Below are 23568 nucleotides of genomic sequence, written 5' to 3'. Positions count from 1 at the left end.
AAACACCTGACAGAAACAGTCAGGTGCGAATTTTAGTTGAATTCATATTTTTGCTTGATAGTACAAGCGATGAAAATTCCGATAAAGAAAACCATGAGAATCAGATAGACTGGCAAGGTTGCGGCTGTCAGCGTTGCAATTTCCAAAAGGTGTTGCAGAACAAAGGCGGATAGATAGAAGCCTGCGACTGAAAAAATGATCAGAAGAGCGCGCCAGAGGTTGAGTGGTAGGCAGGCCCGGATGACGGACAGGAAGCTGATGCTGCCTAGTAAGTAGTAGGTCAGTGTTGCCATTTCAATGTCGCTCCAGCCATGGCTGCTGCCCCAGATACGGACAAATAGCACGCTGAAGATAATCATGAGGGAACTTGGCAGAGCTAGCTGCAGGGAGCGTTTGAGGAAGTGCTTTTCAACCGGCTTAATATTGCGTTCAAAGGTGAGGACAAAGGGTGGGAAACCTTCGACAAACTGGTCAATCAAGGTGATTTGAATCGGGATGAATGGGAAAATCAATAGATATTCTGGCTTGCCTAGCAGAATACTGGCGATACAGATAATAGCCAGTATAAAGGAATAAATGGTCTTGATGAAGAAAATCGGAGCAATCCGGCCGATATTGTTAACGACCCGGCGGCCTTCAAAAAGAATCTCAGGGACATCATTAAAGTCGGAGTTCAGAAGAACCAAGTTAGCAATTTGCCGAGTTGCGGGGTCGCCCTCTGCCATGACGATGGAGCAGTCTGCTTCACGCAAGGCTAAGATATCATTAACACCATCTCCCGTCATAGCTGTTGTTCGACCAGCGGCCTTAAGAGTTTGGATGAGCAGCTTCTTCTGATGAGGAGAAACTCGGCCGAAGATGGCTGTTTCTTCTGCTTGCTCAACCAGTTCTTGATCGCTGATTTTAGAGCAGTCGATGTAGCTGTCGTAGTTGGCAAATCCAGCCTGGCTCGCGATATGGGAAACGGTCACAGGATTGTCACCAGAGATGATTTTTAGATCAACATCCTGAGAGCGTAGGTAGTCCAAGGTCTCAGCCGCTCCCTCCCGAATAGGGTCAGTGATTTCCAGAACAGCTAAAGCGATCATATCTTCAGGCAGTTGGATACTGTGTTTGTCTAGCACTTGGTCGCTGTGAGCTAGCACCAAAACCCGCGATCCGCGTTTTTGGGCCTCTCCAACCGCTGCAGGATTGCTGTCCAGCAGCATTTCGGGCGCTCCCAGAAAAATGGTTCCGACACTGGATAAATGCATAGCGCCCCATTTTCGGTCACTAGAAAATGGGATGACATTGTCGCTAGTATAGGTGTGTTCCAGGTGGCCGTAGCCCTTGCGGATAGCCTGGGCTGTTGGGTTATTATCCTCGCTGGTTTGGATGTAGGCTGCTAAGATTTGACCGACGGTCTCATCAGAAAACTTATCTGACAGACTATGCAAGGCTTCAACAGTCATCTTACCTTGGGTAATTGTCCCGGTCTTGTCCAGGCAGAGAGTATCCACCCGAGCTAAGGTCTCAACAGAATACATTTCCTGAACAAGCACCTTGCGCATGCCGAGCTTGATGACAGCTGTCAGGAGTGAAGTGACTGTCAGCAGGGCGATTCCCTTAGGCAGCATACCCAAAAGAGCTGTCGAGCTGGTAATGACAGAGTTTTTGACAGGCAATCCCTTTATCATTAGGGCTTCAAAGAAGAGAGCCAATCCGAAAGGAATGATGATTTTTCCGGTAAAGCGGGAAATTTTCGCAAGATTGTATAGAATGCGCGAGTTGATAGGTTTGAGGGTTTTAGCTTCAGTCATGAGCTTGTTAGCATAGTTGTCTGCACCGACATGATGCACCTCAGCATAGATCTGCCCACTAGCCAGAAAGCTACCAGACAGCAGCTCAGCGCCTTTTTCCTTGAGAACCAAATCACTCTCACCTGTCAGCATAGCTTCATTGGCCTCTGCAACACCCTCTACTACACGAGCATCACTGGGAATTTGCTCGCCGGCTGACAGCTTAATCAGGTCGCCCAGCACAATTTCTTCTGGCTGAATTTTGACTTCCTGGCCGTCACGGATGACTGTGACCAGCTCTCGGCTGACCAGATTGAGCTTGTCAATCATGTGTTTGGCCCGCAGCTCCGTAATAATACCAGTGACGGCGTTAAAGCTGATGACTGCGAAGAAGACCAGATTGCTCCAGGCTTGGACAGAGACCAAGGCTAGAGCAATAACAAAGTTAAGGGCATTAAAAAGGGTGAAAACATTCCGCTTAACGATTTGCCAGTTACTGGTGCTGGTGTCACTTGTAAAATCGTTGGTCAAGCCCTGCGAAATCTTTTCATCTACTTGGGTTTGGTTTAAACCGATTAATTCTTTCTTGTTCATGAGATTAATAATACCATTTTTTTAAGGAAATGGCTATCAGAATCAGCTGTTACAGCCAAAGTTTGGAAAAATATTGCAGACTATAAGGGTATAAGGTATAATGGGAAAGGATGTAATAAATTTCAAGTACAATCACAGTTTGAAATAAGGAGAGTTTATGTTTTATACCTATTTGCGAGGATTGGTAATTTTTATCCTCTGGGCTTTGAATGGCAATGCCCATTACCATAATAAAGAGAAGATTCCTTCAAAAGATGAAAATTATATCTTGGTTGCCCCTCACCGGACCTGGTGGGATCCTGTTTACATGGCTTTTGCGACCAAGCCCAAGCAGTTCATTTTCATGGCCAAGAAACAGCTCTTTGAAAATCGGGTGTTCGGCTGGTGGATTCGCATGTGTGGTGCCTTTCCTATCGACCGGGAAAATCCTGGTCCGTCAGCGATCAAGTACCCTGTCAATATGCTGAAAAAGAGCAATCGTTCCCTGATTATGTTCCCAAGCGGCAGCCGCCATTCTACGGATGTCAAGGGAGGAGTAGCAGTGATTGCTAAGATGGCTAAGGTTCGGATCATGCCAGTTGTCTATGCTGGTCCCATGAGCCTCAAAGGCTTGGCAGCTGGGGAGCGCGTGGACATGAACTTCGGCAATCCAATTGATATTTCTGATATCAAAAAGATGAACGATGAAGGAGTGGAAGAAGTGGCTCGTCGGATTCAGGCGGAGTTTGACCGCTTGGATGCAGAAGTGGCGCCTTATCAGACAGGTAAAAAACCAAATATCTTCTGGCGGATTTTAAGAGCACTGGCCTTTATTCCAGCCGCTTTGATTGGTATTCTGACCTTCATTTTTAGTTTCCTTGCAAGCTTTGTCTGGGATCCAGATAAGCATAGAAAATAATGCTAACTGCTTTTAGATTTTTATCTAAAGGCTGTTTTAGTTTTTTCTTATTTATATTTGGAACTTTGTTTCAGATTTTTATATTTTCCCTTTTCTTTTACGAATATAAAGATAAAGGAGAAAAATTATGTTTGAAGAAATAGTTGAAAAATTAAAGGAATACAAGATTTTTGTTGGGATTTCTTTGATAGGAGTCGTCTTGGCTGGCTTTTTCTTGCTGAAGGGCAATGCTCAGCCACAGAATCAAGTCAGTGCACTGGCTCAGGGAGTGGTTACATCAGCTTCATCTGAAACCAATGCAGAAAAAAGAAGTGCGAATCAAGAAAAAATCGATTCAGAAAAAGATATGGATTCAGAGGAATCTGAGAAAGAAGTAACCGTTGATGTCAAAGGAGCTGTCAAAAATCCAGGAGTTTATCAGTTGCAGGCAGGAGCGCGTGTGCACGATGCTCTACAAAAAGCAGGTGGTTTACTGCCGGATGCTGAGTCAAAATCCATCAACCAGGCTCAAAAATTAACAGATGAGGCAGTTGTCTATGTAGCTAAAGTCGGTGAGGAAGGAGCAGATGTGACGCAAACTAGTCAGACGCCAGCTGGAAATGGGGGAACAGAGAAAGGGAAGTCTGGCTTGGTCAATCTTAATACGGCGACCGAAGCTGAACTTCAGACAGTTTCAGGAATCGGTCAAAAGAAAGCGCAAGATATCATCTCTTATCGGGAAGCCAATGGCAAGTTTAAGTCAGTAGATGAGCTGAAAAATGTTTCAGGAATCGGTGCAAAAACCTTAGAAAAGTTAAAAGACTATGTCACAGTGGATAAATAAATTTCCCATCAAACCCATCTATTTTTGTCTTTTGCTGGTGCTGACCTACTTTGCGATTTACACTAGTAGTCTACCAGCCTATCTAGGTTTAGCAGTTCTCCTTGTTCGACTCTTTTGGCTTTATCCGATGAAGAATAGTCTACTTGTTTTGGTGTTCTTGAGTCTCTTTGCAGGATTCTTCCTATTTCGGAGAGAAATGGCTAATCAAGCCTTTCAAGATGAACCGAAAACCATATCTGCCATTGTGATCAAGCCAGATACAATTAAAGTCAATGGCGATTCGATTTCTTTTCGTGGTTATTCCAATGGTCGAACCTATCAGGCTTTTTATAAAATCCAGTCAGAAAAGGAAAAACAAGCTTTTCAAAAGCTGAGCGATCAACTCCTTGTGAAGATTGATGGAGAACTCAGTTTAGCAGAAGACCAGCGCAATTTTTCAGGTTTTGACTATCGAGCTTATCTGAAAACGCAGGGGATTTACAGGATTTTGAAAATCAATCAAATCAAGTCTACTCAGCAATTTAGCAGTCTTAATCCTTGGGACTGGCTGTCGGTTTGGCGGAGAAAAGCCTTAGTTTACATCAAAGAAAACTTTCCTAGTCCCATGAACCATTATATGACTGGACTCTTGTTTGGCGATTTGGACACAGATTTTGCTGAGATGAATGAACTTTATTCCAGTCTGGGGATTATCCATCTCTTTGCCCTATCTGGGATGCAGGTCGGCTATTTCATGGATGGTTTTCGCAGGATTCTCCTCAAATCTGGTTTGAAAAGAGAAATTGTTGATTGGATACAGCTCCCTTTTTCCTTCATTTATGCGGGTTTGACGGGCTTTTCAGTGTCAGTCGTGAGGAGTTTAGTACAAAAGCTGCTCTCGCAGTTTGGTGTGACTAAGCTAGACAACTTTGCTTTGACAATCATGCTCTTAGCCATTTTCATGCCAAATTTTCTCTTGACGACGGGTGGCGTTCTTTCCTGCGCCTATGCTTTTGTCATCTCTATCATGGATTTTGAGCATTTACCTCCTATAAGAAAGGTGCTGGCAGAAAGTCTGACCATTTCACTGGGAATTCTACCGATTCTGATTTTCTATTTTTCAGAGTTTCAGCCTTGGTCTATTCTGCTGACCTTTCTATTCTCAGTTGTTTTTGATCTTTTTATGCTTCCAGCCCTGACCTTTATTTTTGCCCTATCACCTCTTTTGAAAATCACTCAGGTCAATGTCTTATTTGAACTGTTGGAAGGGCTAATCCGTTGGACGGCGTCTATTTCCTCACGGCCAGTGGTTTTTGGTCAGCCATCTATCTGGATGATGCTAGGTCTGCTTGTCACTCTAGGCATGCTCTATGATTTTCGCAGACAGAAGAAAGTTGTGACCTTACTTAGCTTGGTTCTTGCTCTGCTATTTTTCCTCACTAAGCATCCCTTTCAAAATGAAATTACAGTTATTGATATTGGGCAGGGAGATAGCATTTTCTTACGTGATTGGCGGGGGAAATCTGTTCTGATTGATGTGGGTGGTCGGGTTGAAATTGGCAAGAAAGAAGCATGGCAGAAGCGGGTTTCTTCGACAAATGCAGAAAAGACCTTGATTCCCTATCTGAAAAGTCGGGGAGTGAGCCGCTTGGATGTGCTGGTTTTGACCCACACGGAAGTGTGAGTTCTGAAATTGATACAATACAATTTAACTTTTTTTTGAAAAAAATTCCAAAATTTATTTTGCATTGCGAATATAATAAGTGAGAGCAAGTTGCTTACTTAATAATGATGAAGAGGAAAATTAGAATGACAACAATTTTTTTAACAAGAACAAGCTGCAGCAATTGTGGAAAACAAAGTACATTTGAAAGATTTGATAGGGTTTATGCGGCGAAGACTCCTGAGATTATTTCTGCTATTTTAGACTGGGATTTCTTTAAGTTTACTTGCCATAACTGTAACCACAAGGTGCTAATTGATTACCCAACAGTCGTAGTAGATGAAGAACAAAAAACAATTATTCAGTATTGTGCAGATGGTAATGTTGATGTACTTTCAATGCAAATATGCTCTTTGATTTCAGAGGGTGTCAATCTCAGTGAGTATAGAATTCGAGTAGTTTCGGATATAGAGTCTTTCGTTGAGAAGGTACAGATTGTTTCAGTAGGGTATGATGATAGAGCAATTGAGCTTATGAAGTATATGAATAGTCCTCTTGAGGATGGTGATATTCAGTTTAACTATGAACATATGGTTTTCACCAAGGTTGGACATGAAAACTATCAATTTATGTTTATTAATAACCAGATTGCAGTAGCATCTCTCGACTTTTCTCAAGAACAATATGAGTACTACCTTGCTGATGTTGAAGACCTAGAAACTAACACATATTACATAGACTCTAGATGGGCGGAATCATTCTTTCGTACCAGTTTGGCATAAAATTCAAAATCTATTTATAAGTATAAATGGCCTGATTTTTGGTTAGGTCATTTTTTATCTTCTAATTTAGAAAAACGTAGTTAATATATATAATTATTATGTAGATTTCTAGAAAGGAGGTAAAACCAATGGTAAGACGGAATTCTAAAATTACCCGTCAACAGAAGAAAATTCGAGATGCATTTGTATCTGAGAGAACTGTTGAAATTATTCCTGCAAAGCGAGAGTTCACTGATGTTAAAACTAAGAAGTTACGTGTTGCTGCATATTGTCGAGTAAGTACTTTTGACGAATCTCAGTCAGGTAGTTTTGAACTTCAAAAACAAACCTATACTGAAAGAATCAATAGTAATCCTGATTGGATAATGGCTGGAATCTATGCTGACCAAGGTGCATCAGGAACATCAATCAAACGACGTGAACAATTCCAACAGATGCTTCATGATTGTAGATGTGGGAAGATTGACTTGATAATCGTTAAGAGTGTTAGCAGGTTTGCTCGTAATCAGCTAGATTTCATTAGTATTTACCGAGAGTTGAAGGCACTATCCCCTCCAGTTGGAATATATATCGAAGATATAAATTTGAATACACTTGATACGAATAGTGAATTCATTCTTGGTATTATGGCCATAGTAGCTCAAGGTGAGAGTGAACAAAAAAGTGCGTCAATTACATGGTCTGTCATTGAACGCTTTAAAAGAGGGATACCAATGATTCCTACCCATAACCTTCTTGGGTATACGAAAGACCAGTATGGTCGAGTAGTGATAGATGAGACAGAAGCAAAAATTGTTCGCCTAATATATGATTCGTACATCGAAGGTATGACTGCAAGTGAGATTGCCTCTACTTTAATGACCAATCATATACCAACAGTTACTGGTTTGGAGCGTTGGACAAGTTTAGCTGTTTATAATATTCTCAGAAACGAGAAATATAAAGGCGAAATCATCATGCAGAAGACATATACTGTTGATTGTTTTAGTCATAAAACACGGAAAAATAATGGTGAAAAGCCAAAATATCGATTAAAAAATGGAATTCCCTCTATCATACCAGAATCAAGATGGGATTTAGTACAAGAATTACTCAAGCAACCTAGAAGAAAATCGAAATCTACTTCTGAGATATTTGTACCTAAACTCTACATCAAGAAACTCAAATCTGGTAAGTTGAGGGATTTTGTTGTACTTGATCCTAGTTGGAAATCGGAAGACATTCACGAAGTTTTTAAATAAGAAAGAGGTAAATTATGCGTTTTAAAGATTTTAATCTTGAAGTTGTTAATGTTGAACGTTACTCATCAGATTATAGCATGACGGTGAACAAGAACTTTGTTACATTTAGTAAAGGAATTGTCCAAGCTTTAGAATACCCAGCACATGTACTGGTTGCCTTTAATAAGGATACAAAGGTAATGGGTATACAAGTTTGTCGTGCAAAAACTAGGGGAGTATTTTCTTTTTCAAAACCTGTTGGGGAGCAAAAAGGTATTGTTCAGGTAGGTCATAAAACTTTAAAAGAAACACTCTTAACAATCATGAGTGAATGGAAATCTGATAAGCGTTATAGAGTAGAGGGGATTCACATTCCTGAAGATAAAGCTTTTGTTTTTGAATTGAAGGACTTTGATGAACTATCTGATTTTCGTAAAAACGACAATAGATAGTAAGGAACGAAGATAAAAATTATTGGTAGGAGTACAACTATTGTATTCCTGCCATTTTCATATCCTTGCAAGGGGGTTCATGTTAAAATATACTGTAGGAGGTAACTCTATGAACGATAAAGTTACAAAAGTCAGACTAGCCTATCCTTTGGGAGAAGACCTAATCTATGTATTCCTGAAAAATATAATGCCTACCGTAGATTCCTACTGGGATGCTTAGGAACGAATCCACTCGTGGCTATATGTATGAATCCCTCAGCAGCTAATGAGGACTATAGCGATCGTACAATCAACCGAATTCTAAATGCTAGTAAAAAAATTATATGAAGATAAGCTCACCGTTGAATTCAAGTCAGGGATTGAGATTGACGAAGAGATATAGAATATTAACCGCAATTTAAGGGCTAACCCCCTTTGGCGGTTTTTAATGGATTTTTTTAATTTATAAGTTGCTTAAAATGACTTATTATGTTAAAATATATGATAATCCAAATAAGAATTTAGGAGGAACCGAAACTATGACAGCCTCAATGCGTTTAAGATAAGCTGGCAATAAGAAAAGCAGAATCTATACCCGATGATAGGCTTTTTTGTTGTGCTTATTTATACGATATTGAGCATTCATTAGTTACGGTGAGGATATTGGTTATTTAACTATACCTTTATTTAACTATACCTTTATTTAACTATGTCTTTAATATGAATGTTTCCAAATTGTATGTATGCAGACCAAAAGCCACATTGTGGATTTAGGCCTGCATTTTTTTATTGCCTATAATGCTATTCAAAATAGAAATTTAAGCAAAATAATATGCAGGAGATAATATAAATGGAAAAATACAACAATTGGAAACTTAAGTTTTATACAATATGGGCAGGGCAAGCAGTATCATTAATCACTAGTGCCATCTTGCAAATGGCGATTATTTTTTACCTTACAGAAAAAACTGGATCCGCGATGGTCTTGTCTATGGCTTCACTATTAGGTTTTTTACCCTATGCGGTCTTTGGACCTGCAATTGGTGTGCTAGTGGATCGTCATGATAGGAAGAAGATAATGATTGGTGCTGATTTAATTATCGCAGCAGCTGGTTCGGTGCTTACTATTGTTGCATTCTATATGGAGCTACCTGTCTGGATGGTTATGATAGTATTGTTTATCCGTAGCATTGGAACAGCTTTTCACACCCCGGCTCTCAATGCGGTTACGCCATTTTTAGTACCAGAAGAACAGCTTACGAAATGTGCAGGCTATAGTCAGTCTTTGCAGTCTATAAGCTATATTGTTAGTCCGGCGGTTGCAGCACTCTTATACTCCGTTTGGGAACTAAATGCTATTATTGCCATCGATGTATTGGGTGCTGTGATTGCATCTATTACGGTAGCAATTGTACGTATTCCTAAGCTGGGTGATCGCGTGCAAAGTTTGGACCCAAATTTCATAAGAGAAATGAAAGAAGGAATGGCTGTACTACGGCAAAATAAAGGATTATTTGCTTTATTACTCGTTGGAACATTATATATGTTTGTTTATATGCCAATTAATGCACTATTCCCTTTAATTAGCATGGATTACTTTAATGGAACACCTGTGCATATTTCTATTACGGAAATTTCCTTTGCATCTGGAATGTTGATAGGGGGTCTATTATTAGGGTTATTTGGGAATTACCAAAAGCGAATCTTATTAATAACGGCATCCATTTTTATGATGGGGATAAGCTTAACCATTTCAGGATTACTTCCCCAAAGTGGATTTTTCATTTTTGTAGTCTGCTGTGCAATAATGGGGCTTTCTGTTCCGTTTTACAGCGGTGTGCAAACAGCTCTTTTTCAGGAGAAAATTAAGCCTGAATATTTAGGACGTGTATTTTCTTTAACTGGAAGTATCATGTCTCTTGCTATGCCAATTGGATTAATTCTTTCTGCACTCTTTGCTGATAGAATCGGTGTAAATCATTGGTTTTTACTATCAGGTACTTTAATTATTTGCATTGCAATAGTTTGCCCAATGATAAATGAGATTAGAAAATTAGATTTAAAATAAACAATATTGGAGGGATATTTATGTATCTTATTTTCATGTAATTCTTCCTGCTAAAATCGCAGGGTTTTTCCTGCGTACAAGCAAATGAAAGCATGCGATTATAGACAGGAGGAAATGTTATGGAATTAATATTAAAAGCAAAAGACATTAGTGTGGAATTCAAAGGACACGATGTTTTAGATATAAATGAATTAGAAGTATATGATTATGACCGTATTGGTTTAGTAGGAGCAAATGGTGCAGGAAAAAGCACTTTATTCAAGGTACTTTTAGGAGAATTAATTCCCCCAGGATGTAAAATGAATCATCTGGGTGAACTTGCCTATATTCCCCAGTTGGACGAAGTAACTCTGCAGGAGGAAAAAGATTTTGCGCTTGTAGGCAAGCTAGGTGTTGAGCAATTAAATATACAGACCATGAGCGGTGGTGAAGAAACAAGGCTTAAAATAGCACAGGCCTTATCGGCACAGGTTCATGGTATTTTAGCGGATGAACCTACGAGCCATTTAGACCGTGAAGGAATTGATTTTCTAATAGGACAGCTAAAATATTTTACAGGTGCACTGTTAGTTATTAGCCATGACCGCTATTTTCTTGATGAAATAGTAGATAAAATATGGGAACTGAAAGATGGCAAAATCACTGAGTATTGGGGAAACTATTCTGATTATCTTCGTCAGAAAGAGGAAGAACGTAAGAGACAAGCTGCAGAATACGAACAATTTATTGCGGAACGTGCTCGATTGGAAAGGGCTGCGGAGGAAAAGCGAAAACAGGCTCGTAAAATAGAACAGAAGGCAAAAGGTTCTTCAAAGAAAAAAAGTACTGAAGGCGGAGGGCGTTTAGCTCATCAAAAATCAATAGGAAGTAAGGAAAAAAAGATGCATAATGCCGCTAAATCCCTAGAGAACAGGATTGCGGCATTAGGAAAAGTAGAAGCTCCGGAAGGCATTCGCAGAATTCGTTTCAGGCAAAGTAAAGCATTGGAGCTCCATAATCCATACCCTATAGTCGGTGCGGAAATTAATAAAGTATTTGGGGATAAGGCACTGTTTGAAAATGCATCTTTTCAAATTCCGCTAGGAGCAAAAGTGGCATTAACGGGTGGTAATGGAACCGGAAAAACAACTTTAATCCAAATGATCTTAAACCATGAAGAAGGAATTTCTATTTCACCTAAGGCAAAAATAGGTTACTTTGCACAGAATGGTTACAAGTACAACAGTAATCAGAATGTTATGGAGTTTATGCAGAAGGATTGTGATTACAATATATCAGAAATTCGTTCTGTGCTAGCATCTATGGGGTTCAAACAGAACGATATTGGAAAAAGCTTATCTGTTTTAAGCGGTGGAGAAATTATAAAATTGTTGCTTGCTAAAATGCTCATGGGTAGATATAACATCCTAATAATGGATGAACCCAGTAACTTCCTTGACATACCAAGTTTAGAGGCTTTGGAAATACTAATGAAGGAGTACACCGGAACTATCGTGTTTATCACCCACGATAAACGATTACTCGAAAATGTAGCTGATGTAGTTTATGAAATTAGAGATAAGAAAATTAAGCTGAAACATTAAATTTTAGGTAGTCGCTGGTCAGTATAGTCTGTTCTGGCTGGCGACTCCATTGTTAAAGAGTATAAAGACTTGAGATTTTATGAAGATTAAAAATAGGAACAGTAAATCGAACTGCTCCTATTTTTCTGCTAAATATGTTGTAGTTTTCTTATATGTATAATGATAGATTAGTGGATTCTCTTCTAAGGTTCTTACTTCAAATATGAAGAAGTGATCGCGGTTATCTCTGGACTTTTCCTTATTGAGGACAAAGTAATTCTTACGTGAAGTCGCCATTGTTTTGAGGATATCATCGGTCAGGAAGGTCAATGGAATATTCATGTTGGAGTAGCGGTAGAAGTCACGTTCAAAATCTTGGTAGCTCTCGCTGTAATAGTCCATTTGCAGGTGATTACGCTGAAATTCAAGCTGATTCATAGAGCACCTCCTCTACAAGTTCAATACTAACAATGTCTTTCAATTTCAAATTAATGTGACCTGTTGTAGTTTTTATCAAAATGAAATCTTTGGTCAGACTTGGTATTGTTCCAGTATAGGAAACTTGATTGTTTTTTTTAACAACATGAATGCGCGTGTTCAGTTGCCCAGCATACACCTGACTGAGGAGTAATAATTTCTTCTCCAGTGACAAATCTGACATATACGTTACTTTGTTTGCATCGTCAGTGAGTGCTGATGTATGCTCAGATAGGAAAAAGCCCATCCATTTTTGCATCTTAGTATCCTGGTACTCTCTTGCTGACTGAAATGGCAAGTATGAACGATCAATCATTTTAATCCCTCCAATCCACCAGCGGAATGACCGCCGATAAGTTTACTACGTTCAATATTTCTGGAACCTTCGGTTAGGACGGTTCCTTTTTGAATAGCTAAAAAGCCAAACTGTTCTCTGACAACATCAATTGCTGTCTGAAGTCTATTTTCTTTTTCAATTTGTTCTACATCATCAAAAAGTGACAGTAGAGTAAAGTTTTCATCTACAAAGCCACCATAAGACACACCGATTTGCCTCACTGCACCAGAGGTGTATTTCTTTCGGAATAATTCAAGTACATGACCAACCATTGTTTTTGGAAGATTTGCTGGGTCAATTTTTTTCTGAGCATTAATTGATTTTTTCATCTCAGTTCTAGAATAGCCAATATGAATAGAAACGACAGTAGCTTTTTTATGTGCCGAGCGAAGACGGTTAGCAACCTGGTCAGCCATTTCAGCTAATACGATTTCAATTTCTCTTTGGGTTCTGTAATCTCTAGGAAGTACTTGTGAGTTACCCAATCCTCGTGATTTTGGTTTATAGGGTTCATGGACGTTGCTCTCATCAACACCGTTTGCGTGAAACCATAGCTGAACACCAACTTTGCCGAATTCTTTTTTGAGAATATCAGGATTGAAGTTGGCTAGTTCTTTGATTGAATGAATACCAAGTTTTTGTAAATGAATCTCGGTTTTACTACCAATCCCCCAAAAGTCTGTTAGTTTTGGAATGGCCCATACCTTGGTTTCTACATCTTCGTATGACCAGTTCGCTCTCATTGTAGCAGTTTTTTTAGCTTCATTATCTAGAGCTAGTTTAGCTAGAAGAGGATTGGAATTACTCATTCCAACAGTTGAGATAATACCTGTTTTACTGTAAATATCTCTCTGAATCATAGCCGAAACATTATCTAACTTATCTTTCCTTGACATTGACTTATCAGAAATAAAGTAAGAAAGTGAGCTAGTAAGGTCAATAAAGCCTTCATCGATTGAATAGGGGAGAATGTCATCTGGAGCAGCATAGTCTTGAAATATATGCTGAATCTCTAGATTCTTCTCAATATATCTGTCCATTCGCGGAGGAACGATGAGTGTACGCTTTGCCCAGTGTTCGATGAAAGATTTATACTTCGGTGTTACCTCAAGACCTTGTTTCCACGCATTCTGATAGCTGAATTTTCGAGTGTTTATATCAAATGGCAAGTCGTAGGAACGACCTACATTTGCTTTACCGAATACTTTTTTAAACATTGGAGAAGAAGCGAGAATCAATCCTGCCGAGTTGTCTGCACGGCTCATGACGCACAGTGATGTGTAGAGTGGATGTAAACCTCTATCCACACATTCTACAGAAGCGTAGAAGGACTTCATATCGAGGAAGGCTATGTCACTTTGAGGTTCAATAGAATAGTCGATATAGCCCATAGGATTATCTCCTTTTTAGTTTCTCTAGCTCTTCGATAAGTTCTCCGATGTAGTCAGTGATGTCGTATTCAAATTTGTCAGGGGTGAAGATAATACGTTCGTCTTTGATGTAAATCATTTCTTTAACATTCATTGATATCGTCATCCACCTCGGTCATAGCAATCAAAATAGAATCCTCTATCAAAAAAGCGTAAGGATAGATTTTTGCATCATCATTTTGAGGAATAAGAATTTCATCGAATCCTTCATTCTCTAGCCGCTCTTCAAAGTTGTCCATACAGAATATTTCAACTTTACAGTTCGGATTGAAACCATACGTCCCAAGTTCTAAAATATCCTTTAGCTTCATGACTATACTCCCTCGACAGGCATAAAGTGACCTACAACTAGACCAACAATTCTAGGTTCATCCTCGTAAGGGATGAACTTCTCTGGATAGTCCTTATTCAAGGATACCATTCTAAATCCATCCTCATCACGGTAGAGTTTTTTGATATAGACTGAGTCATTCCATGATAATGCATAGACTGCACCATCATAGTCGAAACCGTTTGAACGAATTAGTGCGACTTCTCCACTCTTATATACAGGCTCCATAGAATCTCCCTCAATCCAAGCAGCAATGTCGTAACCGTATTGTTCCTCATCAGAGTAGATTGTTTCAGTTTCAAACTCGTCAAAGAATCCTTCTCCAAGACCAGCTGAGAGTTGGATATCTGATAGCACTTGGACTGAGAAGAGAGGAATGACGTTTGAAGTTTGTTGGGAAAGAAGAAGTTCCTCAACATACTCCTCTGCCTTTAGCTGGTTATCGGGAGATAACTGAAGATAGTTATTTACGATATTGTATTCAGATTCAAAATAAGTGACTGGTACATCAAGAATAGCAGCGAGAGCGGTGAGGTTTTTTTGATTAGGTGTGTTTCTTCCGTTTTCCCAATTATGGTAAGCGGAACGATGAACATTTAATTGATTAGCGATTGCAGTCTGTGATAACTTTATTTCAAGTCTTCGTTGTTTTAATCTTCCGTGAGAAAACATGTTCCCCTCCTTTTTGTCTAGTTATAACTCAACAAAATTATATCAGAATATTTATATTTTGCAACTAGAATTAAAAAAGTCTATCAATTCAATTGATAGACTTTATATATTAACTATTTTTTTAGGACGGCTAGTATTTGTTTAGCAATTTCATGAATTGTTGGTACACAGACAGAATTTCCAAATTGTTTGTAGGCTTGTGTATCAGAAACCGGAATTATAAACTCTTCAGGGAAACCTTGGAGTCTAGCAGCTTCTCGTGGAGTAATTTTACGTGGGTTTTTACCTTTTTGTTCTATTAATATTTCACTTCCATCTTTGTAGTATCGAGCAGAAAGTGTATTTGTATATGGACTATCAGCATTAAATAGTGAGTAGCCGAATCCATTTCCTTTTGTTTTATGTTCAGCTTTCCTTCTTTGGTGTCCTTCCCAGAGTTTATCGGAGATAGTATACTTTTCATCAACATCAGTTTGTAGAATATTTCCTAGTTTAGTTTCTAAATGAAACGGTTCAGGGAAACGGAATTCACTAAAATTATTTACACAAGTCTTATCAAATCCAACTATATAAATCCTTTCTCTATTTTGTGGTACACCAAAATCTCTGGCCTTAAAAAGTACAGTTGATGTACTATATCCTAAATTCTCAAGAGTTGAAATGATTATCTTGTATGTCTTACCTTTATCATGTGTCTTTAGGTTTTTGACATTTTCAAGTAAAAAAGCTTTTGGACGTTTAGCTTTTATTATTCTAGCAACGTCAAAAAATAAAGTTCCACGAGTATCTTCAAATCCTAGACGTTTACCTGCTTGGGAGAAAGCTTGACAAGGAAAACCAGCAACGAGTATATCATGATCTGGTATAGTATTTTCATCAATCTGAGTGATGTCACCTTCTGGAGTGTCTCCAAAATTAGTAATGTATGTTTTTTGAGCAAATTTATCCCATTCACTTGTAAATACAGTTTCTACTTCATTTGTTAATTGGAAACCTAATCTAGTTCCACCTATTCCAGCAAAAAGATCGATCATTTTGAACGGAAGATTTTCACTAATAATAAAAGGCGGATTCTTTAGAGAATTAAAAAAAGACTGAATACTGGACTGTTCAAGTTTTGAAGGATGCGTTTCTTCTGCTTCCCAACGTCTAATGGTTCTATCTCCAAATTTTTGAAGACCGAGTGCATCTGCTAATTCTTTTTGAGTGAGATTATATTTTTTTCGTAGATATTTTATATCATTTCCCGAAAGATTTTCTGCAATTGTAGTTTTTTTTGATAAAATATTGGTAGTAGTCAATTTTCTATTACTTTCTAAAATGTGTCTATCAAAGGTCAAATTGTCCTATAATTGACACTTTAACACATTTTATGATATTAGTCAATTTAGGAGGCCTAATTATGCTAAAGGATTTAGGAGTTATTTTTGATGAGCAAAGCAGAATAGCATCGGAATTTCTATCAAAAAATGACACTGAGGTAATTCTCTCTACTGAATTTAAAGAGAATTATAAAAAACATATTGATATGTTAGGTGATGAAATTTATTTTGAACAGTATAATTCAAAATATCACACTAATAGTAAGTTTATTATAATTCCGAATCAGTGGTTTTATCTTGCTTTTATTGCAGCGCCATATTATAAAGAATTCCTTAAATATAAATCAATCCTGTTGGACACACTATCGGGCGATGATTTTAAAGAATTTTGCCAAACAGCTAGAAATGGTGAATTAGATGAAAATTTATTTGATACTATCTCAGTAGATCTTACTGAAACTGATACGTTATTTCTAAAGAAATTTGTTACCGATTATCATTGGTGGCATGGCGGGAAGGAAATCCACAGGGGGGATAGTTTTATATCACCAATTTTAGCTTTATTAAAGTTAATTAATGCTTCTTCTGAACATGTAGCAATAATTGTAAAGTATCTCGTTGATGCAGATTTTGATTTAAGTGATGTAAATAAGTACTTTGAACTTGTTGAAATGGACAGCCGAAGTGTAGTTACTACCAATTATGACAATACGAACCTTGTGGGTGATAATATTCTTCTCTATGGGGTTCCTGGGTCTGGAAAAAGTTTTAAAATTGCTACCGAATATTGCAATGATGAAAATAGAATGGAGCGATTAGTCTTTCATCCGGACTATATGAATACTGACTTTGTCGGACAAATAATGCCTACTGTAAAAGAAAATGGAGATATTACCTATCTTTTTTCACCTGGACCTTTTACAAGAATTGTGAAAAAGGCAATTGATAACCCTAGTGAACACTATTATCTTGTAATTGAGGAGTTAAATCGAGGCAATGCTCCCGGAATATTTGGAGAAATCTTTCAATTATTGGATAGAAGTGCTAGCGGTGAAAGCGTCTACGGTATTAACAATTCAATACTTGCTACGGAAATTTATGGTGATAAGTCTCATCAAATTAAAATCCCTTCTAACTTATCGTTACTTGCAACAATGAATACCGCAGACCAAAATGTATTCACTCTTGATACAGCATTTCAACGTCGATGGACAATGGAAATGATTGAAAATGATGTTGATTTATCGGAATATGGGAATTATTTTATTGCTGATACACAATATTCTTGGAAAGTATTCAACAAAGTTATCAATAAAAAAATTCTTGAGACTAGTAGCCAGACTCTAACTTCAGAAGATAAGCGAATGGGAGCATATTTTATTTCTGGTAATGTATTGAATATTGAACGGATACATCAAGTACCAGCAGGTGATTCCGGTAATGAATTCAATAAAAAAAATAAACGCTTTGCAGAAAAAGTTTTGAAATATCTTTGGGATGATGCCTTCAAGTTTAATCGTGAAGATATCTTTGATGTTGCTTTGTATCCAAGTTTAGAGGCAATTATTAAGCGATTCACGGATAATGATAATCCTGAAAATGGGCGTTTTGATGTTTTCGCCAAAGATATCAAAGAGGAGTTAGAAAATCTTAAGGAAGCAACTTTAATAGATAATAACAACGACACAGGAGAAGAAGATGTTGACAGTACCGAATAAATCCTTACTGGATATGTGTCGTGTTGCAACAAATATGGAAGGTGATACGTTTGTTGGTATTAAAGCTGAGATAATAGAAGGTGTACAAGAAGTTACTGTAAATTTTCCATTAGGGTTTGAGATTGCAAAAGATGTAGAAACAGCAAGAAGAGACATAATTGCCCTTGTTTCCGTCTTACAAGCTCATAATGATGAAGAGTCTCGCCTAAGAACTGTAAACGTGAATCAAGCTCTAAAAACGTTAAACTTTCCTATGGAGGCTTATACATTTGTTATACATGATTTTATTAATCGTGGTACATATTACAAGGAGACTGAAGAGTACTATATTCAAACTTTGGGTGGCCGAATTAATTGGGCGAGAACTATAAAACGTGTTCAACCAGTTGTTCAAGGAAATGGATTTAAATTTTTGAAAATGGAATCTAAGAAGCAAAGTGATACTGATATTACTCTTTTAACGGAAATAAACAAATTCTGTGTATATGAAGCTTTTCTAAATATGGGATGGCTGTATCAGCTTCCTCAACCTGAAAAAGCTCGTATTAATTATAATAGATCTCAGTTTGAGTCTATAATCAAAAAAAAGATGGCTACAACTTTTAATGATATGGAGAGAAGACTTTTCCAAAGTATGATTGACATACTTAATTATAAGGATAGGCAAGAGGAACCTGATAAGTTTTATTTTGGAACTAATAATTTCCAATATATCTGGGAAAATCTTATAGATTATACATATGGAATTGCCAATAAAACTTCATATTTTCCTAGAACAAAATGGGATTTAGTTTTTGAGACAAAAACTTCAAAAGGGTATGCATTAGAACCGGATACTATTATGGTTCATAATGACAATGTTTTTGTATTAGATGCAAAATATTACAAGTTTGGTCAAACTAACTTAATGAAAGATTTGCCTCCTTCTACAAGTATTAATAAGCAAATTACATATGGTGAGTATGTGGCAAATCAAGATTTGCTTAAAAAATTACATGGACAGAATTCAAAAGTTTATAATGCATTCTTAATGCCATTTTCAAAGAGTCACGAAATTTTTCAAACAGATGGAATGTATCAGTATATCGGAGAAGCTCTTGGTGAGTGGAAGGGTCAGGATAAAACTTATGAGCGAGTTCAAGGTATTTTAGTCGATGTAAAAACTTTGGTACATAATTCTGCTAGAAATCGGACTCAGTATATCCAAGAATTATCCGATTTAATCTCCGAGAAGGTTGATGAAAAATTAGCAAATATGTAATAAGACTTTCAGTGATAATTTTCACTGAAAGTCTTTTTGTTTATTTCTATATCTTCTCTGAGAAGAAGCGTTCTTACAACTTTCAGAGCAATATTTTTTTATTGTATTTGACCTTTGGACATAAAATGGGGTGTTACATCCTATATTCTCGCAAATTTTATACATGGCAATTTTAGGATTTGAGTAAAATAAAGTGAAGTAAAATGCTGAAATTAAATCTGGTAAATTCCAATCAGGTAGTAAAGTATCTAAATTTATTTTAGGTTGGACTTTAGCTAATCCTCTATTAATTTCCAGTGCAAGTATTTCCTTTGACAAGATTAATAGTGCATTTTTCAATTCACTTGATTTCATAAAATTTGATAAGTCTTCATCTTCAAATTTTAAATTCGTATTTGAAATGTCGCAAATACCAACTTTACTGAAAAACAAATATATGAAGTCAATAATGTGTGCTGTTATAGGTTCAAGATTTGCAGGCTTGTTTACATACAGATAAAAAATATCTTTTATAAAATCATCGTATTGTAAATTTTCAATTATGTCTTGATAATATAAAAAATCTAAATCACATGTGTATCCGTTTTCGGAAAATTTATTCTCTACCTTTATGTACGTCGTTATTTTACCAGTTGAAGAGGTATGCCTGGTTGTCATATCACTTAAGTTTTTTTCTGGTATTGAATTGCGAAGCACATGAAATGGAAACAAAGAGGGGAATATGAATTTACTTTTTCCAAGATTTAGCTCTAACTGTGGCTTACCAATTAATAAGAATGTACTTAATAATAATTCTTTGTATTCAATCGATTTGGCGATATTGTTAAAAATTGATAAAAGAAGTTTAAGTCTGCTTTGAAATTCAAGAATGTAATTAAACTCAATGCTATCATAATTTTCACTACTTTCCCAATCAAATAAAAATCCATATTTATTTAAATAATCTATAAAGGTACTTTTGTTAATGGACAAGAACTCACCAAACGGATTATTTTTTTTTGAGTCTACATTACTTGTAACAAGACCCGTTAAGCTATCAAAATTATACTTTGCATAATCAGGTTTAGGCATGTGTGAGCAATATAATGTAAGAATCTCCTGACCAGAGTTCGGATCAAAAGTGTCTGTTAATGAATACTTTTCAATCTTATTTTTGAATGTAAATTTACTTTCCATATATAGATTACTTTCCGGATTATAATAATGTAATTTTAACCTAAAATAGACAAAAAAACAATAACGATATTAAATAGTAATCGTTTTAATCGTGAACTTCAATTACGGATTATTTTCTATTACAATTTAACTAAGAGATGAGATATCTCTAAACGATTATCATTACAAAAACGGAGTCGTGACGACGACCATAATTTCAGATGTTTTGGTATTGATTACTTTTTTCAGCTTGTGAAATTGGCTGACCGATAACATAGAGGAAAGTAACTATGCGGTCAAGAATATTTTTTGCATGCCTTGATTTGTCATGTGTGCTTTCGGTATTAACTGGGAAGCCAATTTATCATGACAATCAATGTCAACTTTTTCAACTACTGCCAAACTCAATCTTCATCAACTGGAGTACAACCAACTGAAAGTGAAGTACTAGCACCCATGTTCGTGCAGGATTATTACATGGATTCACGCCATTCAGGTTTGCTACGTGGTACGTTTCGTCAATGTCGTATTATGGGTATTCCAATACTAACTGCCTTTGTTCCAGTCGCAGAAGAGGACTATGAACAGATGGTCTGGTGGTACAATAACTCAGTTAATGATTATCTTAAAGATTATCGTAAGCCAAGTAAAAATGCTCCTAAGATTTCATCTTGGGAAGCATTCACAGAGAAACAAGATTTACCAATGATAGATGATGACATTGAGCTTTATCTATTCATGGATCAGTTTGAGTTTTTGAAAGCAAAACTTGCAGAATCAAATTTTCAAGCACCAGATATTTTGGAAATGTTATTTGATGGTTACGAGAATAAGGAAATCTTTGAAAAACTAGGAGTACAGAAATCTGCTGGATATAAGAAAGTAAAAAATACTCAGAAAGAAGGGTTAGAGCTTTACAACAAATTTAATAAATAACAGAATCGCCATCTCAATTACGAGGTGGCGATTTTTTGCTAGTCTTTTTGATAGAAAAAGCATTCATATCCATCAGCCCTAAGATTAATATCAGACAACCAGTCAGGTGCTATCCCCATTAATGATGCAACTTCATCAAGTTTTTGTTCAATTGGACATTCGATTATTACTTCATCGTGGACATGGCCTACAATCTTGAAATCATTTAGTTGCTTCATAGAGAACGCAAGTATGTCTCTACTGATAGCTTGAACAATGTTCTCTACAAATTTTGGACCGTAGCTTTCTAACCTCTCCCAACGTTTGGCAGTTCCAGTTCCTTCGTAAGTGACGGACTCTCCACCGAACTGGTTCTCGCCAATTCTTGGTTTGATATACGCTAGTTTGCGACCAGAAGGAAGGGTGATGAACAATATACCACTTTTGACTTCAAATTGAATATTTTGAGTAGATGTTGGAAGTAGTTCCTTTACAGCAGTCTTTACAGCATTATCGACATCCCACCAATAGAGAACGATATTCGGATTTGCTTGTCGCCATGAGTTAACAAGTGGTTGGAGTTCTTCCTCTGATAGTCCCATATCAAGTGCTCCCATGGCTTTCAATGCACCGACTGAACCACCATAGCCGCAAGCAAGCTCTGCAATTTTTCCTTTTTGCCTGAGTTCAGAATTTTGTCCATGTTTTTCAACTGGTACTCCAAACATCTGAGAAGCGGACATACAGTAGATGTCTTTCCCTTGTTCAAATACTTTACTGCGCCATCTCTCTCCTGCCAGGTGGGAGAGTACACGAGCTTCGATAGCTGAAAAGTCGCAAACAATGAATTTCTTTCCTTTACTAGGGACAAAGGCTGTTCGGATAAGTTGAGATAAGGTATCTTGTGTGTCGTAGAGTAGCTCAGTAGATTCTAAGTCACCTGTTCTGAAAAGTTCTCTAGCTTCCTTTAGGTCAGGAAGATGGTTCTGTGGTAAATTCTGAAGTTGTACCAAGCGACCAGCCCAACGACCTGTACGATTAGCCCCGAAAAATTGAAACATTCCTCTTGCTCGACCGTCTTTACAAACACAGTTCATCATAGCCTGGTATTTGGAGACACTTGATTTGGCAGCTTGCTGACGAAGTTTGAGAACTTGAGCAGTTGTTTCATCAACCGTTTTGAGTAATTCTTTCACAGCTTTTTTGTCTAGAGAATCTGTTGCTACTCCGTGTTCTCGCAACCAACTAATCATCTGCAGAACAGAGTTGGGTTTTTCAAGACCCGTTAATGTTTTTAACTCTGCTTGAATTTTGGCTTTGCTCTCTCCGTCTATTTTTAAAGCAGCTTTTACAAAGTCAACATCTATGCCAATACCGCGGTCGTTGATAATCTGATCCTGGTGGTACTCATTCCAAACAAAGCTAGGTACTGGGAAGTTTTTCACCCGTTCCTTGATGGCCAATTCGACCTCAACATCACGTCTGTTGTAGTCGATAAATGTAGACCACTTGTTAGGTGCGTGATGAGGAAAGTTACGAATTCGTCCCCCATTGACTTTGGTTGGCTTACAAGGCAAGCAGAAGTAGCGAATAAGGTCAGCCCCCTCTCTCATCTTTTGGTCTTTGAGTTTGAGAACTGTTCCAACTCCTTCAAGGGAGAGTGGAAGTCCTAAATAGGCGGACCAAATCATGCTACATCGCCACGAAACTGGGGAGAGAAATCCATCTGATAAGAATTCAGGATGATGTTTCTTGAGCCAGTTGGATAGGCAAATTCGCTCAAATGAAGCGTTGAATGCCCATTTGATGACTCTATCTTCTACTAAAGCTTCAAGAATATCTTGTGGTAACTTCTCTTTATTAAAGTCGTAAACAGTCACTGGTCCATTATCGACAGAAACTGCAATTAAAAGGAGTTCAAAACTGTCATCTTCCGCATAGCGATAGACACCAGATTTTCGTAGGTCAATTTCGCAATAGGTTTCAATGTCGATGCTAAGTTCTTTAATCGGCATAGTTTGTCCTTTCTGAAAAAGGTGACAGAAGTACTGCCACCTAAAGTTCTATTTGTTTTTTCGACTGAGTGGTGTTTGGCTAAGTTTTTCTTTGTTTTGCTTTGCCTTTCGTTCCACTTCATTTCGAATGTCATCTC

The 23568-nt window shown here is 37.5% G+C and carries 21 protein-coding genes and 1 pseudogene; 12 read left to right on the top strand and 10 right to left on the bottom strand.

The window, feature by feature from the left end; all coding sequences use genetic code 11:
- Positions 1-32: 32 nt before the first annotated feature.
- The gene (locus tag D8793_RS03970) at positions 33-2372 is read right to left on the bottom strand and encodes a cation-translocating P-type ATPase (RefSeq protein WP_125370631.1); all 2340 of its coding nucleotides are present in this window, start codon (positions 2370-2372) and stop codon (positions 33-35) included.
- Positions 2373-2529: 157 nt separating this feature from the next.
- On the opposite strand from D8793_RS03970, the gene D8793_RS03965 reads away from it, so the two are divergent.
- The 9 genes and pseudogenes from D8793_RS03965 to msr(D) all read left to right on the top strand — a co-directional run bounded on the left by D8793_RS03965 (position 2530) and on the right by msr(D) (position 11819).
- Entirely contained in the window at positions 2530-3270 is a 741-nt protein-coding gene (locus D8793_RS03965; protein WP_125370630.1) for a lysophospholipid acyltransferase family protein, read from the top strand.
- A gap of 127 nt (positions 3271-3397) precedes the next feature.
- Complete coding sequence (locus D8793_RS03960) at positions 3398-4093, top strand: helix-hairpin-helix domain-containing protein (RefSeq protein ID WP_125370629.1); 696 nt, start codon at positions 3398-3400, stop codon at positions 4091-4093.
- Positions 4074-5750: pseudogene (locus tag D8793_RS03955) on the top strand (ComEC/Rec2 family competence protein); the annotation flags it as partial. The gene D8793_RS03960 and the pseudogene D8793_RS03955, both read left to right, overlap by 20 nt.
- Before the next feature lie 131 nt (positions 5751-5881).
- Complete coding sequence (locus D8793_RS03950) at positions 5882-6517, top strand: CpXC domain-containing protein (RefSeq protein WP_000207454.1); 636 nt, start codon at positions 5882-5884, stop codon at positions 6515-6517.
- A gap of 128 nt (positions 6518-6645) precedes the next feature.
- Positions 6646-7758 carry a recombinase family protein gene (locus tag D8793_RS03945; protein WP_001842570.1) on the top strand — a complete coding sequence of 371 codons (1113 nt, stop codon included), beginning with the start codon at positions 6646-6648 and terminating at the stop codon, positions 7756-7758.
- 14 nt (positions 7759-7772) lie between these two features.
- On the top strand, positions 7773-8189 hold the full coding sequence (locus D8793_RS03940; protein ID WP_125370628.1) for a hypothetical protein: 417 nt from the start codon (positions 7773-7775) through the stop codon (positions 8187-8189).
- A 246-nt stretch (positions 8190-8435) separates the two neighbouring features.
- Positions 8436-8516, top strand: coding sequence for a DUF1643 domain-containing protein (locus tag D8793_RS12390; protein ID WP_231840583.1), 81 nt, complete (start codon positions 8436-8438; stop codon positions 8514-8516).
- A 502-nt stretch (positions 8517-9018) separates the two neighbouring features.
- A complete protein-coding gene (mef(A), locus tag D8793_RS03930; RefSeq protein ID WP_125370627.1) occupies positions 9019-10236 on the top strand; it encodes a macrolide efflux MFS transporter Mef(A) in 1218 nt (405 codons plus the stop codon).
- 119 nt (positions 10237-10355) lie between these two features.
- Positions 10356-11819: an ABC-F type ribosomal protection protein Msr(D) gene (msr(D), locus tag D8793_RS03925; RefSeq protein ID WP_000420317.1), complete on the top strand. Its 1464-nt coding sequence runs from the start codon at positions 10356-10358 to the stop codon at positions 11817-11819.
- Between the two features lie 117 nt (positions 11820-11936).
- On the opposite strand, the gene D8793_RS03920 is transcribed toward msr(D), so the two are convergent.
- From D8793_RS03920 to D8793_RS03895, 7 genes are all read right to left on the bottom strand, one after another.
- A complete protein-coding gene (locus tag D8793_RS03920) occupies positions 11937-12236 on the bottom strand; it encodes a DUF5960 family protein (RefSeq protein ID WP_001072466.1) in 300 nt (99 codons plus the stop codon).
- Positions 12223-12591 (bottom strand): hypothetical protein, encoded by a 369-nt coding sequence (locus tag D8793_RS03915; protein ID WP_000567223.1) that lies wholly within the window; start codon positions 12589-12591, stop codon positions 12223-12225. Before D8793_RS03915 ends, D8793_RS03920 begins: the two co-directional genes overlap by 14 nt.
- A complete protein-coding gene (locus tag D8793_RS03910) occupies positions 12588-14003 on the bottom strand; it encodes a Y-family DNA polymerase (RefSeq protein WP_011184710.1) in 1416 nt (471 codons plus the stop codon). The genes D8793_RS03915 and D8793_RS03910 overlap by 4 nt, the downstream gene beginning before the upstream one ends.
- Before the next feature lie 4 nt (positions 14004-14007).
- Positions 14008-14136, bottom strand: a complete 129-nt coding sequence (locus D8793_RS12135; RefSeq protein ID WP_014636309.1) for a hypothetical protein — start codon at positions 14134-14136, stop codon at positions 14008-14010.
- The gene (locus D8793_RS03905) at positions 14126-14353 is read right to left on the bottom strand and encodes a hypothetical protein (protein ID WP_032462760.1); all 228 of its coding nucleotides are present in this window, start codon (positions 14351-14353) and stop codon (positions 14126-14128) included. The genes D8793_RS12135 and D8793_RS03905 overlap by 11 nt, the downstream gene beginning before the upstream one ends.
- A 2-nt stretch (positions 14354-14355) precedes the next feature.
- On the bottom strand, positions 14356-15045 hold the full coding sequence (locus tag D8793_RS03900; RefSeq protein WP_011184709.1) for a LexA family transcriptional regulator: 690 nt from the start codon (positions 15043-15045) through the stop codon (positions 14356-14358).
- 113 nt (positions 15046-15158) lie between these two features.
- Positions 15159-16346 (bottom strand): DNA cytosine methyltransferase, encoded by a 1188-nt coding sequence (locus D8793_RS03895; protein ID WP_032462768.1) that lies wholly within the window; start codon positions 16344-16346, stop codon positions 15159-15161.
- Positions 16347-16447: 101 nt separating this feature from the next.
- On the opposite strand from D8793_RS03895, the gene D8793_RS12130 reads away from it, so the two are divergent.
- Positions 16448-18085, top strand: coding sequence for an AAA family ATPase (locus D8793_RS12130; RefSeq protein ID WP_227876854.1), 1638 nt, complete (start codon positions 16448-16450; stop codon positions 18083-18085).
- The gene (locus D8793_RS03885) at positions 18066-19346 is read left to right on the top strand and encodes an LlaJI family restriction endonuclease (protein ID WP_024399309.1); all 1281 of its coding nucleotides are present in this window, start codon (positions 18066-18068) and stop codon (positions 19344-19346) included. The genes D8793_RS12130 and D8793_RS03885 overlap by 20 nt, the downstream gene beginning before the upstream one ends.
- Before the next feature lie 21 nt (positions 19347-19367).
- Here the strand turns inward: D8793_RS03885 and D8793_RS03880 are convergent, their stop codons facing one another.
- The gene (locus D8793_RS03880; protein WP_011184705.1) at positions 19368-20522 is read right to left on the bottom strand and encodes a hypothetical protein; all 1155 of its coding nucleotides are present in this window, start codon (positions 20520-20522) and stop codon (positions 19368-19370) included.
- A gap of 345 nt (positions 20523-20867) precedes the next feature.
- On the opposite strand from D8793_RS03880, the gene D8793_RS03875 reads away from it, so the two are divergent.
- Positions 20868-21437 (top strand): hypothetical protein, encoded by a 570-nt coding sequence (locus D8793_RS03875; RefSeq protein WP_011184704.1) that lies wholly within the window; start codon positions 20868-20870, stop codon positions 21435-21437.
- 38 nt (positions 21438-21475) lie between these two features.
- Here the strand turns inward: D8793_RS03875 and D8793_RS03870 are convergent, their stop codons facing one another.
- Positions 21476-23431 carry a DNA polymerase gene (locus D8793_RS03870; protein ID WP_032462759.1) on the bottom strand — a complete coding sequence of 652 codons (1956 nt, stop codon included), beginning with the start codon at positions 23429-23431 and terminating at the stop codon, positions 21476-21478.
- Between the last annotated feature and the right edge of the window lie 137 nt (positions 23432-23568).

Source organism: Streptococcus cristatus (assembly GCF_003943465.1).
Classification (GTDB): domain Bacteria; phylum Bacillota; class Bacilli; order Lactobacillales; family Streptococcaceae; genus Streptococcus; species Streptococcus cristatus_C.
This window is presented reverse-complemented; position numbering and strand designations above follow the sequence as displayed.

Coding starts and splice junctions, on each gene's coding strand:
- D8793_RS03970 (WP_125370631.1), bottom strand. CDS start 2,372: ATGAACAAGAAAGAATTAATCGGTTTAAACCAAACCCAAGTAGATGAA.
- D8793_RS03965 (WP_125370630.1), top strand. CDS start 2,530: ATGTTTTATACCTATTTGCGAGGATTGGTAATTTTTATCCTCTGGGCT.
- D8793_RS03960 (WP_125370629.1), top strand. CDS start 3,398: ATGTTTGAAGAAATAGTTGAAAAATTAAAGGAATACAAGATTTTTGTT.
- D8793_RS03950 (WP_000207454.1), top strand. CDS start 5,882: ATGACAACAATTTTTTTAACAAGAACAAGCTGCAGCAATTGTGGAAAA.
- D8793_RS03945 (WP_001842570.1), top strand. CDS start 6,646: ATGGTAAGACGGAATTCTAAAATTACCCGTCAACAGAAGAAAATTCGA.
- D8793_RS03940 (WP_125370628.1), top strand. CDS start 7,773: ATGCGTTTTAAAGATTTTAATCTTGAAGTTGTTAATGTTGAACGTTAC.
- D8793_RS12390 (WP_231840583.1), top strand. CDS start 8,436: ATGAATCCCTCAGCAGCTAATGAGGACTATAGCGATCGTACAATCAAC.
- D8793_RS03920 (WP_001072466.1), bottom strand. CDS start 12,236: ATGAATCAGCTTGAATTTCAGCGTAATCACCTGCAAATGGACTATTAC.
- D8793_RS03915 (WP_000567223.1), bottom strand. CDS start 12,591: ATGATTGATCGTTCATACTTGCCATTTCAGTCAGCAAGAGAGTACCAG.
- D8793_RS03910 (WP_011184710.1), bottom strand. CDS start 14,003: ATGGGCTATATCGACTATTCTATTGAACCTCAAAGTGACATAGCCTTC.
- D8793_RS12135 (WP_014636309.1), bottom strand. CDS start 14,136: ATGAATGTTAAAGAAATGATTTACATCAAAGACGAACGTATTATCTTC.
- D8793_RS03905 (WP_032462760.1), bottom strand. CDS start 14,353: ATGAAGCTAAAGGATATTTTAGAACTTGGGACGTATGGTTTCAATCCG.
- D8793_RS03900 (WP_011184709.1), bottom strand. CDS start 15,045: ATGTTTTCTCACGGAAGATTAAAACAACGAAGACTTGAAATAAAGTTA.
- D8793_RS12130 (WP_227876854.1), top strand. CDS start 16,448: ATGCTAAAGGATTTAGGAGTTATTTTTGATGAGCAAAGCAGAATAGCA.
- D8793_RS03885 (WP_024399309.1), top strand. CDS start 18,066: ATGTTGACAGTACCGAATAAATCCTTACTGGATATGTGTCGTGTTGCA.
- D8793_RS03880 (WP_011184705.1), bottom strand. CDS start 20,522: ATGGAAAGTAAATTTACATTCAAAAATAAGATTGAAAAGTATTCATTA.
- D8793_RS03875 (WP_011184704.1), top strand. CDS start 20,868: ATGACAATCAATGTCAACTTTTTCAACTACTGCCAAACTCAATCTTCA.
- D8793_RS03870 (WP_032462759.1), bottom strand. CDS start 23,431: ATGCCGATTAAAGAACTTAGCATCGACATTGAAACCTATTGCGAAATT.